Origin of the sequence: Paenibacillus sp. PastF-3, from assembly GCF_029893135.1 — a bacterium.
GTDB classification, from domain to species: domain Bacteria; phylum Bacillota; class Bacilli; order Paenibacillales; family Paenibacillaceae; genus Paenibacillus_AQ; species Paenibacillus_AQ nitricinens.
In genome coordinates, this window is record NZ_JARXWM010000003.1 from 114,223 (window position 1) to 129,204 (window position 14,982).

14 protein-coding genes are annotated in these 14,982 nt (G+C 43.9%); 3 read left to right on the forward strand and 11 right to left on the reverse strand.

All coding sequences use genetic code 11. From position 1 onward, the window contains the following. Window positions 1–168: 168 nt before the first annotated feature. The 3 genes from efp to M2444_RS07815 all read right to left on the reverse strand — a co-directional run bounded on the left by efp (window position 169) and on the right by M2444_RS07815 (window position 2,408). Window positions 169–726: an elongation factor P gene (efp, locus tag M2444_RS07805; protein ID WP_042190473.1), complete on the reverse strand. Its 558-nt coding sequence runs from the start codon at window positions 724–726 to the stop codon at window positions 169–171. Window positions 727–771: 45 nt separating this feature from the next. After that, entirely contained in the window at window positions 772–1,842 is a 1,071-nt protein-coding gene (locus M2444_RS07810) for a M24 family metallopeptidase (RefSeq protein WP_094874066.1), read from the reverse strand. Window positions 1,843–1,916: 74 nt separating this feature from the next. Continuing rightward, window positions 1,917–2,408, reverse strand: a complete 492-nt coding sequence (locus M2444_RS07815) for a YqhR family membrane protein (protein ID WP_094878364.1) — start codon at window positions 2,406–2,408, stop codon at window positions 1,917–1,919. Window positions 2,409–2,615: 207 nt separating this feature from the next. On the opposite strand from M2444_RS07815, the gene M2444_RS07820 reads away from it, so the two are divergent. Both M2444_RS07820 and M2444_RS07825 read left to right on the forward strand, forming a co-directional pair. After that, on the forward strand, window positions 2,616–3,563 hold the full coding sequence (locus M2444_RS07820; RefSeq protein ID WP_373455847.1) for a DUF1385 domain-containing protein: 948 nt from the start codon (window positions 2,616–2,618) through the stop codon (window positions 3,561–3,563). Between the two features lie 7 nt (window positions 3,564–3,570). After that, window positions 3,571–3,912 (forward strand): hypothetical protein, encoded by a 342-nt coding sequence (locus M2444_RS07825; protein WP_280786663.1) that lies wholly within the window; start codon window positions 3,571–3,573, stop codon window positions 3,910–3,912. An 80-nt stretch (window positions 3,913–3,992) separates the two neighbouring features. Here M2444_RS07825 and M2444_RS07830 read toward each other — a convergent pair whose 3' ends face one another. The 3 genes from M2444_RS07830 to mntR form a co-directional block, all read right to left on the reverse strand. After that, window positions 3,993–4,922, reverse strand: coding sequence for a patatin-like phospholipase family protein (locus M2444_RS07830; protein WP_280786664.1), 930 nt, complete (start codon window positions 4,920–4,922; stop codon window positions 3,993–3,995). Between the two features lie 91 nt (window positions 4,923–5,013). After that, entirely contained in the window at window positions 5,014–6,654 is a 1,641-nt protein-coding gene (locus M2444_RS07835; RefSeq protein WP_280786665.1) for a family 10 glycosylhydrolase, read from the reverse strand. A gap of 306 nt (window positions 6,655–6,960) precedes the next feature. Continuing rightward, the gene (gene mntR / locus M2444_RS07840) at window positions 6,961–7,386 is read right to left on the reverse strand and encodes a transcriptional regulator MntR (protein WP_094874060.1); all 426 of its coding nucleotides are present in this window, start codon (window positions 7,384–7,386) and stop codon (window positions 6,961–6,963) included. 193 nt (window positions 7,387–7,579) lie between these two features. Between mntR and splB the strand changes: the two genes are divergently transcribed. Further along, window positions 7,580–8,656: a spore photoproduct lyase gene (gene splB, locus M2444_RS07845; RefSeq protein ID WP_094874059.1), complete on the forward strand. Its 1,077-nt coding sequence runs from the start codon at window positions 7,580–7,582 to the stop codon at window positions 8,654–8,656. Here splB and M2444_RS07850 read toward each other — a convergent pair. The 5 genes from M2444_RS07850 to metG form a co-directional block, all read right to left on the reverse strand. After that, on the reverse strand, window positions 8,653–9,366 hold the full coding sequence (locus M2444_RS07850) for a cytochrome c biogenesis CcdA family protein (protein ID WP_094874058.1): 714 nt from the start codon (window positions 9,364–9,366) through the stop codon (window positions 8,653–8,655). The two genes, splB and M2444_RS07850, sit on opposite strands and share 4 nt — an antisense overlap. A gap of 93 nt (window positions 9,367–9,459) precedes the next feature. Further along, a complete protein-coding gene (locus M2444_RS07855; protein ID WP_179281736.1) occupies window positions 9,460–10,263 on the reverse strand; it encodes a metal ABC transporter permease in 804 nt (267 codons plus the stop codon). 373 nt (window positions 10,264–10,636) lie between these two features. Beyond that, window positions 10,637–11,386 carry a metal ABC transporter ATP-binding protein gene (locus M2444_RS07860; RefSeq protein ID WP_094874056.1) on the reverse strand — a complete coding sequence of 250 codons (750 nt, stop codon included), beginning with the start codon at window positions 11,384–11,386 and terminating at the stop codon, window positions 10,637–10,639. Window positions 11,387–11,420: 34 nt separating this feature from the next. Continuing rightward, window positions 11,421–12,419 (reverse strand): metal ABC transporter solute-binding protein, Zn/Mn family, encoded by a 999-nt coding sequence (locus M2444_RS07865; protein WP_481857477.1) that lies wholly within the window; start codon window positions 12,417–12,419, stop codon window positions 11,421–11,423. Window positions 12,420–12,638: 219 nt separating this feature from the next. After that, entirely contained in the window at window positions 12,639–14,651 is a 2,013-nt protein-coding gene (metG, locus tag M2444_RS07870) for a methionine--tRNA ligase (protein ID WP_094878369.1), read from the reverse strand. Between the last annotated feature and the right edge of the window lie 331 nt (window positions 14,652–14,982).

Genomic DNA, 14,982 nt, shown 5'->3' on the forward strand with positions numbered 1-14,982 from the left:
AAAAAGATAAGATCAGCATCCGCCCTTCAGCTGTGCTTATTTTACTCAACTTCCAGTATTTTAATGTGGGTTTCCATGGCATCTTTATCCGTTACTGTTCATAAAAAAAACCTCCACCGTATAAACGGGGAGGTTATTCTGGTAATATCTAGGTTATCCTTCTATTTCCTACGCGCGGGAGATATATTTACCTTCACGAGTATCAACGAGCAAGATGTCTTCTTCGTTGATGAACAATGGAACCTGAACACTGTGTCCGGTTTCAAGCTTGGCCGATTTCGTAGCACCTTGAGCCGTGTTTCCTTTAACGCCAGGCTCAGTTTCAACAACCTTAAGCTCTACGCTGGTAGGAAGGTTGATCCCAAGAATCTCACCTTTATAACTAACGATGTTTACAGTCATGTTCTCTTTAAGGAAATTCAATTCCCATTCCAATTGCTTTTCGGACAATTCGAATTGGTCATAAGTTTCGTTATCCATGAATACATGGTCCGATCCACTGGCATAGAGATATTGTACACCACGGTTTTCGATAATAGCACGGCCAATCGTTTCACCTGCACGGAATGTACGCTCTACTGTATTACCGTTACGTAGGTTCTTAAGCTTGGAACGGACAAATGCTGCGCCTTTACCTGGCTTAACGTGTTGGAAATCAATAACGGTAAAAATATCTCCTTCTACCTCTACGGTCAAACCTGTTTTAAAATCATTTACTGAAATCACTAAAATCCCTCCAAAATTATAATTAATCTACTACATCACGCTTACTTACAGTACTGTATATTCTTTAGACGAATGGGTCAGCAGTGATATTCCGCTCTCTGTGATCACAATGTCATCTTCAATACGTACTCCGCCAATGCCCGGCAAATAAATACCAGGCTCCACAGTTACAACCATCCCCGGCTGCATAATATCGTCACTAAGTTTAGACAAACGCGGCCACTCATGAACTTCCATTCCAAGTCCATGGCCTGTGCTGTGTCCAAATTGTTCACCATATCCGTAGCTAGCAATGATATCACGTGCCAAGGCATCACATTCCCGTCCAGTCATACCCGGCTTGATATGTGCTAAAGTATGTAGCTGAGCTTCCAGCACAATATCATAGATCTCTTTCAGCTTCGGATCCGGTGCTCCGAGTGCAATGGTTCTTGTCACATCTGAGCAATAGCCATCAAGTAATGCACCGAAATCAAGGGTAATGAATTCATTGCCTTGAATTACGCGGCTGCTTGCTACGCCGTGTGGCATGGATGAACGTTCGCCTGAAGCAACAATCGTATCAAACGATGAAGAAGTTGCACCATGGGTACGCATATAAAATTCCATTTCCAAATCAACATCGCGCTCAGTCATACCCGGCTTGATCACGTTCAGAATATGACTGAATGTAGCATCGGCCAGATCTGCTGCACGTTGCATAACGGCAAGCTCTTCCTCATCCTTGAACATACGAAGGTCTTCCACAGCTTTGGAAATTGGAACTAACACTGCCGGCTTAAGTGCTTCTGCATATGCGGTGTACGCGCTGAATGAAACATCATCCTGTTCGAAACCAATACGTACCTCTTTACCAGAAGGCAGAAGCTCGCGAACTGTATCAATGAATTTAGTTGTATGCTCTACAACTTTAACCCCCATTGCTTGGTCCGCGGCCTGTGTCATATACCTGAAGTCAGTCAGCAGATAACAATCATCACTTGTCACCAGTACATAACCGGACGATCCGGTAAATCCACTTAAATAGCGGCGGTTATAACCGCTAGTTATCAACATTGCATCCAATCCTTGATCCTGCAAAACCTTACGCAGCTTGGAGACACGCTTGTTACCCATTTTCATTCTCCTCTCGAAATAGCCACATTGTATTTTAACATAGGGATATCCCCTTGAGAAGTTTTTTCGCGCCGTTAGGCAAGCGCTGTACTTTGCTCACGCTTCCGTTCGTCCGTATACTCAATTGCTGCTGTATATCCAATGAACATTCCCCATAGCAGAAAAATACAGAACTCACTAATGACCGTGTTCCACGGCAGCTTGAATGGGGGCTGCATAAGAAACATCTGAGAACCAGGAATAAATATAATCACCCACCATAAAATGCCGTAGACTAGGCCTGGCCAAGGCCCCTTCAGCTTACGGAGAACCAGTACGTACAGCATAGAAGCGATGACCGAAAATACAATAAACATCATATATCCCACGAAATGTCCAAATGCTGTTGTCAAAAACGCATGCTTGAAGAAAGGCTCTGCTATAAAGCCAGGGCTGACTTGGGTAAAACTGAACCAATAAACTAGCCAATGAAGCCCACCCCAAATTAATCCTGCAAAAAAACCTAATTCGAGTGCAAAAAGCCAAATATTTGTATGCCCCGATTGTTGTTGATGAGATTTGCTCATGAAATTGCCTCGCTTTCTTTATTTTCAATGCCGATTTATCTCTCGTTCTCTCTAGAAGATAGTATGTACAGCAAAAGGCGATCCAACTAGTAATGTCTTCAAAAATTAGTTACAATGTATTATATAAATCATATTAAATACGAGAAGGTGAATTGGTTGTCCCAGGAAACTCCCAGTTACGGCGGCCAAGCCGTCATTGAAGGTGTCATGTTCGGCGGTAAGCATATCAATGTAACAGCCGTACGACGCAAGAATCAGGAAATCACTTTTTTAGAAGTACCCAAAAGCGATAAGAGCTGGGTCACGAAACTGCGCAAGATTCCGCTGCTTCGCGGCCTTGTCAGTATTATAGATGCCAGCGCTAAAGGCTCTAAGCACTTGAACTATTCTGCCGAATCCTACGCTGAAGATGAATTGGAACCGGAAGATCTTGAGAAGGAAAAAGCGAAGCCGAAGAAAAAGGATGAGGGCTGGAGCCTTGGAATGATTTTTGGCGTTGCTGTAATGGGTATTCTCTCCTTCTTGTTCGGAAAGCTCATTTTTACGCTTGTTCCGGTATTTGTAGAGGATTTTTTATTTAAAAATGTATTTGATAACTACGTACTGCACAACCTCATAGAAGGCGGCATCAAAATGATTCTTTTGCTGGTCTATTTATGGGCGATTTCTCAAACACCTGTGATCAAGCGACTGTTCCAGTATCACGGCGCCGAACATAAAGTCATCAGCGCTTTTGAAGCAGGCGAAGAACTGACTGTTCAGAACGTTCAGAAATACAGCCGTCTGCATTACCGCTGTGGAAGTAGCTTTATGATGCTGACGATTATCCTCGGTGTGATCATTTACTCCGTAGTCCCATGGGATAATCTTTGGGAACGAGTGATCCAGCGGATTATCTTGTTGCCAGTCGTAATTGGTGTATCGTTCGAAGTTCTAAAGGGAACCAATGCGGTAAGAGAAGTACCAGGCCTTAAATATCTGGGTTACCCTGGATTGTGGCTGCAACTCCTTACAACCAAAGAGCCAAAAGACGATCAGGTAGAAGTATCTATTGCCTCTTTTAACCGTATGCGTGAGCTTGATGCTGCGATTGAAGCAAGAGGATATTCGGAGGCAAGTGTGTCAGGCGGCATATTGGATCCTGCGAAAGGATGAGTGATCTATGATCAGGCATGCTTTAATTTTTTGGATTACGGTTACGCTTGCGATTTTCGGTTTTGTGATTGGAGTCTTGACTGAGCCCTTCTTTACGCTGTCGAAGCTGATTCTCCCCTTAGTACTGTTAGCAATCATTTATTATGCTTACAAAAAAATGGGGCCAGGCAAATACGCTCTTAGCAGCAGTGGATCTAAGGTTAAAGTGAAGCCTTCCCAGAAGACCATGTCAAAGGTAGCAGGAATTCGCAAGACTCAAGCTGCACCAGGCAAACGCAAAAGCTATCCTTTCCAAGTGATCGAAGGAAGTAAAGGTAAAAATGATGATCAGCTTCCGAAGTATCACTAACTTCATAAAAACTCCAAAAAGCATCTCCACGTTTTAAGTAACGTGCGGGATGCTTTTTTCTCATATGGATAACGCGCTCGTTATCTTGGTCGCCACTCCTTAAAGAAATCTTCTCCTGCTTTGAGTCCGGCAGCATACATTTCATCGCTTTGCGCTTTTGTAATTTCAAATTGAGTCGTCCCAATCCCAAGCGTAGGAATTTTTACCGTGCGAACAAATTTATCCCCTTCAATAAACTTTTCATCATGAGCAGAGAGCATGGTAGTTACCAAGGCTTGGAGCATACTGAATGGCCCTCTGATTTTATGCGGCTGTGGATCGGTCTTACCTACCGTTTGATAACCTACCGTAGGAATTCTGTTCCCAGGTTGTATACTCCCATTATTCTTGCCGTCAAATAGCCACAAAGGGAAATTACTCAAGAGTCCACCATCTACAACATACACAAACTGCTCGGTAAAGGATTTCCCTCTTGCTGCTTGCCCGTTCAGTCTTAACATCACAGGATCAAAAAAATAAGGAATGCTGCAGCTCATTCGCACTGCCTTGGCCACTTCAAAATGTTCCGGAGAGATCCCATACTGCTCCAAGCCATCTGGCAACACCAATATCCTTCCATTTGTGATATCGGATGCGATGATAGATAATTTACCTGCAGGCAGATCACGGAAGGTGATGATTCCCTTTTTCAGTAATAATGCTCTTATCCAGGACTCCAAGGCTTCCCCAGAATATAATCCTTTCTTCAATAACACTCGCAGCGCAGGACCAACGATAGCAGTATTGTAAACGGGGCCTCGCTTCAGAAACGATGAAAAGGATGTTCCTTGGATGATCCGACACATTTCCTTCCCCTCATAGCCCGCTGCTAGTAAAGTGGCTACAATCGAACCTGAGGAGCTTCCTGCTACCCTTTTAAAAGTCCAGCCTGCCCTTTCTGTAGCTTCAACTGCTCCCGCAAGAGAAATCCCCTTTACGCCTCCTCCTTCAAATACTGCGTTAATCTCCATACACAAAAATCCCCCGTTTCCCATAGATTCTATTGCTTATCTATGAGCACGGGGGAACATTCATGACTCCTTATGAATAACAACTAATCGATTAGGACTTAAAATAAAAGGTCAATAAGCTCGACAATCCGAACGGATTGCGGACTACGACGTCATTCGCTCTAAACATAATACTACCTGCAACTTCTTCGTACTTCTCATTATATTTGAGCTGATTAATAATTTGATCCCCACTTTGCCATTCAGCCTTTTGATCACTGGCTCCGACCTTATAGCCGGCTAACCCGATGTAGAGTTTAACATTCGTATTCTCGACTTCTTTAACCCACCAATCTACTAACTTGTCATAACGTGCTGTGCTAAAGGACAAACTCCAATAAATTTGCGGAGCGACATAATCAATCCAGCCCTGTTTAATCCATGTCCGAACATCCGCATACATGCTGTCATAAGCAGTTACCCCTGCACTAGTGTCCGAACCTGTACTATCATTTTTAATATTTCGCCATACTCCAAATGGACTGATCCCATAAGAAGCCTTAGGTTTTACCTTATGAATCTGTTCTCCCAACTGACGGACAAATTCATTAATATTATCTCGGCGCCAATCAGCTTTAGAAAGCTTTTTCGTATTATAGGTAGAATAAGCAGCATCATCGGCAAAAGTAACATTTGAAGGATAAAAATAATCATCCAAATGGACACCATCGACATCGTAACCTTTAACCACTTCCATCACCGTGTCGATGATATGTTGGCGAGCCTCCGGAATACCTGGATTAATGTATTTCTTACCCTCGGCATTCACAATCCATTCTGGATGTGCTTTTGCCACATGGTTACTTGCTAACGCTGAGGTGGAAGCATCTGTCGTTGCACGGAACGGGTTGAACCAAGCATGAAACTGCATGCCGCGGGAATGCGCAGCACTGACCATATAACTTAGAGGATCATACCCCGGATTCTTCCCTTGTGTACCCGTCAATACCTTAGACCAAGGCACTAAAGTCGATGGGTACAGACTATCTGCTGAAGGTCTTACCTGAACAAATACAGCATTAAAGCCAACAGCTTTGAGTTTGTCCAACAAATTATCAAACTCCTGCTTTTGTTTCGTTTCATTTCCTGCAGAAGACGTTGAAGGCCAGTCTAGATTAAACACCGTGGAGATCCAGGCTCCCTTCATCTCCTTACTAGTTGACCCACCAGGGAGAGTAGGTAATGTTGGTTCGGTTGGTGTCGTTGGTGTCGTTGGTGTCGTTGGTTTTTCTGGATCGACAGATTGTGGCGGTTCAATGTTTGAGATCAAAGAAATATGCTTATTGACCTGATCCCATAACACCTGCAATCCCAATTGCTCACTTACAAAACGAATCGGTACCATTACCCGCCCCTGCTTAATCTGTACGGACGTATCCAGCGCTACCGAAGCATCGTTAACCATTGCATTTTTCTGGCCACTGGTCAGCTTAAGGAGCATATCTCCTTGAGTAATGGTTACAGTTTTACTATTTTGATTCCATACTACGCCGGCATTTAATCCTTTACTGATCACACTAATGGGCACCATCGTTACATTAGAAGTTGTGATATATGGGGGCACATCACTAACCAGCGCCTCTCCATCCAGTTCAATGGTAATTTGCACTGCTGCGGCACGTGCACCAGGTGACCATAAAGGCAGAAACAACATAATTACTAACAAGCTCAACATCCATTTACGATAATTCATAATTCCTCCCCAAATCTAAAAAATATGTATCCAAAAAAACGAAAAAAACGGATAAATCCTTCATGCAGATGAGTGAGTGCCTCCTTCTAAAAAGGTGGTCTCTGTCTCTGCAAAAAATATAAGAAGTATCGGATAAAGCTCATACTCTCTTATATTTTTAAAAAGGACTGTATCCGTTTTGACGCTAAAAACTGGAAAAGGTTGCACTAAACAAAATAGAAACGGCTATACTATCCACAGCCTATGCTCAAGAAAGCCTTGCTACGCATAACTTTTAGGACAGTATCCGTTTCGGGAAAAAACATTTCAAGAATCGCTTGCTAGTTCGTTGTGAATCGCATATAAAGTCTGTACACGTTCTTCGTCGCGGCGGAAATATTCTACCAACGTTTCAATACGCGTAATCGAATCCCAACTTAAGTGATGCTCGATTCCTTCGACATCATTATAAATGTATTCCTGCTGTACTCCGATCAACCCGAGGAATTCCTCCAATAGTTGATGACGATCAACTAGACGTTTTCCTACTTTTTTCCCTTTGGTGGTTAGGACAAGCCCACGATATTTCTCATAGATGAGATATTCGTCCTTATCCAGTTTTTGGATCATCTTGGTCACAGAGGAGGGGTGTACTTCCAGTCCCTCGGCAATATCCGAGACCCGCGCATAACCTTTCTCATCTATGAGCTTGTATATGCGCTCCAAATAATCCTCCATGCTGGGTGTTGGCATTAAACTTTACCTCTTTTCTATAATGAGCATGGCGCCGGGCCAAACCTTGCTCTAACAATGATACATGTTTCTAACGCACCTTGGCAAGTCCTTCAAAGGAACTTACAGAGGAGTTGCACATGTTTGCCATGCTTCTCTTGGGGCTGAGTTAGACATAATAAACATACTCGTCATTCCAAAGGAGCGTGAAAGTATGACAATAGTGACGCCGGAGTCCACTACTGTAAAAAGAACCAGAAAACCTACAGCGCTTTTTCTTCCAGAGCTTGTTTTCTTCGAGCCGGATGCTTTAAATTACCCTAAAGGTGAAAAAATCATGGAATGGGTAAAAGCTAACAATATCCCTTATCGTATGACCACATCACATAATCGAATTATGAATTTCCCTGGTGAAACTGAAGTCGAGCAATATAAAATTGCCAAAAGAACGCTTGTTGTAGGCCTACGCAAAACTTTGAAATTTGACCAATCCAAGCCATCGGCTGATTATGCTATTCCCATTGCCACGGGCTGTATGGGGCACTGCCATTATTGCTATTTGCAGACTACCTTAGGAGCAAAGCCCTACATTCGCGTATATGTAAACACAGGTGACATTATAGATGCTGCCAAAAAATATATTGAGGAGCGTAATCCAGAAATCACCACCTTTGAAGCTGCCTGCACATCAGATCCACTAGGACTTGAGCATATTACTGGTTCTCTGGCAGAACTAATTACATTTATGGCAAAAGAGCCCCTTGGCCGTCTGCGCTTTGTGACCAAATACCAACATGTTGAACCCCTGCTTGCTTTGGAGCATAACGGGCATACCAGAGTTCGCTTCAGCGTGAATGCAGATTATGTGATCAAGAACTTCGAGCCTGCCACCTCCCGCTTTGAGGAGCGTATTGAGGCTGCTGGAAAGGTAGCACGGGCGGGTTATCCACTTGGCTTTATCATTGCCCCAATTATTTGGTATGACGGCTGGCAAGAAGGCTATGCTGAGCTACTGGCCAAGTTAGCCCAGACCCTCCCCCCTGAAGTTGGAAAAGGATTAACCTTCGAAATGATTCAGCATCGATTCACCAAAACCGCTAAGACGGTTATAGAGAAGCGCTACCCCAAATCCAAGCTAGAGATGGACATGGAGAAGCGTAAGAAGAAATGGGGACGCTGGGGACAAAATAAATATGTCTATCCCGATGAACAGCAAACCGCCCTGCGAGAGTTTATCACAGAGCGGATATTCGAACATTTTCCGGAAGCAGGAATTGATTATTTCACCTAAAAAACGAGCCAATCTGGCGTGATTCCCTGCAGCCATACTGTGATCCGAAACATTTGATCTGTAAAGAGCAGAACGCCCATAAATACCATGAGAACGCCACCAATCTTCATCAGCACATTTGAATATTTAAGGATACGTCTGGCTCCTCCAAGAAAGAAGGCCAAGACAAAGAATGGCAATGCGAACCCGATGCTATAGGCCGTAATTAATGTGAACCACGTGCCAGGCTCACTTGCGGAAAGTGCGATAATTGCGGTCAAAATCGGTCCAATACATGGAGACCAGCCTGCAGAAAAACCGATCCCAAATATAAATGAGCCCATATATCCGGCCGGCTTCCATTTTAAATCAAGCTTACGCTCGCGAAGTAGAAATTGCGGCTGAAAGATCCCAAGCAGAAATAATCCCATCACAATAATCAGAATCGCGGATAATTGCCGGATCAGATCACGATGACCATTAAAAAATTGTCCGAATAGTCCGGCACCAAACCCCAGCGTGTAAAAAACCGCTGAAAAACCTAAAATAAAGGCCAATGTATGAGTTATGGTGCGTATACGGATTTCTTTGGTATTCGCACCTGATTTCAATTGTTGAACAGATAATCCGGTTATATACGATAAGTAAGAGGGATAAAGCGGCAAACAGCAAGGGGATATAAACGATGCTACCCCTGCTGCTAAGGCTATTCCTGCATTGATATTAGACAAGGTAGCGGCTCTCCTTCCGGCATTCGAGTCACTTCAGGGAAATATTTGTAGCTCCATCCTATAAAAACGCATACCGTATATTTTATTCGCTGTTTAAGCGGGCAAACCCTTTTTACCGATCAAAGTCAACACTAATAGGGATATGAGTAAAAGCACAATGGTAGCACCAGGGGCCAGATTCCAAACTCCTGCAACTACTAATCCGCCTACAACAGCTATTTCCGAAATGATGACGGATAGAATGACTGAGGATTTAAAGCTTCGAGATAACAATAAGCTGATAGCCACCGGAATGGTCAGTAGAGCAGATACGAGCAACGATCCGACAATTTTGATCGCAGTACTGATTACAAGCGCCGTCAGAATGGTAATTAGCATGTTCAGCAGCTTCACTGGCAGTCCGCTTACACTTGCAGCATCCTCTTCAAAGCTAAGCAAAAAGAACTCTTTAAAGAACATCGTAACCACTACTACTACTGCAATCGTCACAATCCCCACAACGATTAAATCAGTATTATTTAGCGTATAAATGCTACCGAACAAGTAACTCATAACATCTGCATTATAACCTTTTCCTAAGGTGAAAAAGAGTGAGGCTAAAGCCACCCCGCCAGACATAATGATGGCAATCGAGAGCTCTGCATAACTCTTATAAGCCTTGCGAAGCTTCTCTATCGCGAAGGAAGCCACCACTGCAAAAATAAGACCGGCTCCCAGCGGGTAGAAGCCTGTTAAAAAGCCAAGTGCTACACCGGCTATTGTAACGTGAGCCAGCGTGTCCCCTATCATAGATAAACGTCTGAGCACAAGAAAAACGCCTATAAGCGGCGCTGTAATACCTATCAGAAGACCGCCCGCAAGCGCTCGCTGAAAAAAATCGCTAAATAGAATTTCCAACTTTAACTCTCCTCCGTAGAACAATTGAAACATTTTTAAAAGCTTTTATTAAAATCTTTTTTCGATCCCTCCCAAACCCTCCCTTCCAAGGGAGGGCCCCAAGGGCTCTGCCCTCTGGACACACCCGTCAAGTGCAACTGGCGTAGGAGGTGGGGTTACTTAACTTAGATGGCGCGAGGTAAGATCGCTTTCGCCCCTTACGGGGCACGCTTACAGCGTCACGTTATTTAGATACGGAAAGGATTAGATGAAGATTGAGATCAATAGAAATGCAACCAAACAATAAATAATTATCTCTAATTTCCACTCTCCAGCTCTATGTACGCTCCCCAATAATCGAGGGCTCCCTCTACTACCAGAGTTTAAGTATGACCTAAGAGAGCGTGTGCTGCAGATTCTCCTCTGTACAATTCTGCAAATCATGAGAATGACGGGAGAAAAAGTTAATCTTACCGTTCGTTTGCACAGGTTCATTCCCTAAGTAATTCTTAATCATGTCGATATCATGCGACACCATAAGGAATGTCATATGATGATGAGCATGCATATGTGTAATTAAATCAAAGAATCCTGCTTGTGATTCAGCATCAATACCGACTGTAGGCTCATCCAAAATTAGCAGATCCGGATGGTTAATCAGCGCACGTGCCAGAAATACACGCTGCTGCTGACCGCCTGAGAGCTGGCCTACTCTTTTCTCCGCAATATCCTGTATTCGCATCACTTCCAGCGCATCTTCGCACTGACGATGCTGAGCCTTAGATACTCTTCGAATAATATTCTTGTTGTTGTACAAACCAGATAACACTACTTCCCGCACCGTTGCTGGAAACAGGGGATTGAAGGCGTTCTTTTGTGGAACATAACCAATCCGTTCCCAGTCTTTAAACTTGCGGACAGGCGTTCCGAATAATTTGATTTCACCACTACTGGCTGGAAGCAAACCGACGATCATCTTCATCAATGTTGTTTTACCAGCGCCATTAGAACCAATGATACCGAGGAAGTCTCGTTCTCTTACACTATAGTTAAGATTTGAGATCACCTTCTGTTCGCCATATGAAAATGAAAGATCCTGTATATCGATGATATGCTGATGGCAGTCCAAGGATACCGATTGCATACTTAAGCACCGCCTTTTCCTTATACTATCCTTTTTATTGTAAAGCCATAATCAGATTTTGCAAATTTTTCTCCATCAATGTGAAGTAGTTATCCCCATTCTTTTCTTGCTCCGCAGTAAGACCCTCTACTGGATTAAGCACCATAGTGGACACACCGGCTTCAGCTGCTAATGTCTTTGCGAGTTTATCGGAGACCAGTTCTTCAAAAAAGATATACCGAATGTTCTCCTCTTTAACCATCTTCGCCAGTTTGACTAGATCCTGTCCACGCGGCTCAGCATCTGGGGATAATCCCATAATCGCATGCTGCTCAAGTTTATAGTCACGGGCAAGATAGGAGAACGCTTGGTGCGAAACTACAATTTTGTGATTAGGCAGCTTGCTAAGCTCCTGTTCAAATTTACTATCCAATGCTTGTAAACGTTCAGCAAGCTTATTGTAACGATCTTCATAACCATCTTTATGCTCCGGGTCCACGGACTGAAGGCTTTCTTTTATATTACGAGCCATGATCATCGCTGATTTCGGACTTACCCAGGTATGTGGGTCTGTATGCAGACTGTCCCCAGTAGCATGGCTACTATGATCAGCATCTTCCTCATGATGATCTTCTTCACTGCTTCCCCCGTGATCATGTCCGTCATCTTCATCAGTCATTATTAAATCAACGCCTTTACTTACTTCAACAGCTTCCACTTTACTGCTACTATCCAGTCCTTTTAGAAAATTAGGAACCCATCCCTCAAGCCCTGCTCCATTGTACAAGAATAATTGCGCTTTGGAGGTATTGACAATATCCTGACTGCGAGGTGTCCAATCATGCGGCTCTACGCCAACTGGAAGCAGATTAATGGCATTTATATCATCTCCACCAATTTCTTGAGTAAACTCATAAATAGGATAAAATGTAGTTACAACATTTACTTTCCCTTCAACTATACTTCCACTGCTCTTTGGTCCACATGCAGTGAGTGTAAATACAAGCACGAGTGCAAGTATGAGTAGGCTTATTCGTGACCTCATAGCAACCATTAAAATGATCTTCCTCTCAAATCGTAATCTTTACTATCAGAAGTATAATAGTAATTATTACGATAAGTCAATAATAAATCATCTAGATCAGATGACCCAGCACTTTATCCCTGCTTGCTTTTACTTAGAAAAAAGGAATGTTCCCACAGCCTAACTGGCTGAAGGAACATTCCTTTTCTTTTATAACCCATTGCAATTATATATTCTATATAACCGCTCTTACTTCACAATAGCTCCGTTTGGCATGCTGTCTGGAACTGTGGCGAGAGTTAACTGATCACCTTTAGAAGCCGCTAGAATCATCCCTTGCGACAATTCACCACGCAGTTTCACTGGTTTCAGATTCACAATACAAATCACTTTTTGTCCTACCAGTTCTTCAGGTGTGTAAAACTTCGCAATACCAGAAACGACTTGACGCTGCTCATAACCTAGATCCAGTTGCAGCTTCAGCAGTTTATCGGCTTTCTTCACAGGCTCAGCTGCAATGACTTGAGCTACTCGAAGCTCAGCCTTGGCGAAATCGTCGATGCCGATCTCTTCTTTATGCTCTTCCTCAGGCTCGGATACCGCAGGGGCAGCAGGGGCTGTTTCAGTTACTTCAGCAGCCGACTTACCTGCGCCCATGGCTTCGGCGATATAAGCTACCTCTTGCTCCACATCCAGACGCGGGAAGATTGGATTGCCTTTCACCAGCTTCGTTCCTGCCGGAATCAGACCGAAAGTCTTTCCACTGTCCCATGTCGTCAGCTCACCTGTTTCGATGCCAAGCTGTTCCCAAATCTTCGCTGGGGTTTGCGTCAAGAACGGCTGCAGCAGAATGGAAGCGGTACGAAGACCTTCCACAAGATGTCTCATCACGGAAGCGAGCTCAGCTGTTCTGCTCTCATCCTTAGCAAGCACCCAAGGTTGTGTCTCATCAATGTATTTATTGGTGCGGCTGATAAAGATCCCGATAGCAGTCAGCGCTACGGAGAACTCCATTTTTTCCATCGCTTCTTCTACTTTGGCATAAGTATTCTCTGCCGCCGCTTGAAGCTCACCATCAAAGGCAGTTACATTTCCTTCATACGCCGGAAGCTCTCCTCCGAAATACTTCTCTACCATCGCACCTGTTCGGTTCAACAGGTTACCAAGGTCATTAGCAAGATCATAGTTAACCCGATCGACAAAGCTTTCAGGTGTGAATGTACCATCCGAACCAAACGGTACTTCCCGCAGCAGATAATAACGCAGTGCATCCAAGCCGTAACGATCAATCAGTGTAACTGGATCTACTACGTTCCCTTTAGACTTCGACATTTTGCCATCCTTCATAAGCAGCCAGCCATGTGCAAACACCTTTTTCGGAAGAGGTTCACCCAGCGCCATTAGAATGATCGGCCAGTAAATCGTATGGAAACGAACGATTTCTTTGCCGACAATATGCACATCTGCAGGCCAGAAATTATCGTACAGACTGCGATCCTCGGAACCGTATCCCAAAGCAGTAATGTAATTTGTCAAAGCATCGATCCATACGTACACTACATGCTTTTCATCGCCTTTAACCTTAACACCCCAATCGAAGGTCGTACGGGAAACTGCAAGATCCTCCAGACCCGGTTTGATAAAGTTATTGATCATTTCATTCTTACGGGATTCCGGCAAAATAAACTCCGGATTCTCCTCATAAAATTGCAGCAAACGATCAGCATATTTACTCATCCGGAAGAAATAACTCGCTTCCTTCACCAGTTCAACGGGATGACCGCTATCAGGGCTTTTTGCGCCAATGATTACGCCATCGTCATCTCGAACAATATCAACCAATTGTGTTTCTGTATAGAAGGTTTCATCCGGAATACTGTACCAGCCTTCATATTCGCCTTTATAGATGTCACCTTGCTTGAGCAGTCGATCAAAAATATCCTGAACAACCTTTTTATGACGCTCTTCCGTTGTACGGATGAAGTCATCGTTGGAGATGTCTAGCTTGCGCCATAATTCCTTAATGCCAACAACGATGTCATCTACGAACTGCTGAGGGGTTTTGCCTGCTTCCTCTGCCTTCCGTTCAATCTTTTGACCATGCTCGTCTGTTCCTGTAAGATAACGCACATCATAGCCGCGCAGACGTTTGTAGCGGGCCATTGCGTCTCCTGCCACGGTGGAATAAGCATGTCCGATATGCAGCTTATCACTCGGATAGTAGATTGGTGTAGTTAAGTAAAACGTTTTTTTCTCGCTCATTGATTTATCATCCTTTCTTTCATAAAAAGACAAAAAACTCCCGCCCCTATCATGGGGCGAGAGTATAACTCACGCGATACCACCCAAATTTCCTGTCTCTTCACAGAGAACAGGCTTCGCCAGTTCCCGAGAGGGAACTGTCCATTAACGCTGGAACACGCCGTTATCTTACACGAACCTCAATTGCAGTTCCCGCTCGAACACGGTTCCTCCCGGACCATATTCAATCTAACGCTCCATACCGGCTTTCAGCTCGTTCCGGCTCTCTGTAATGGACGTACCGATTTACTTATCCGTTCCTCGGAATTCATACTATTATCTGTGAATATAC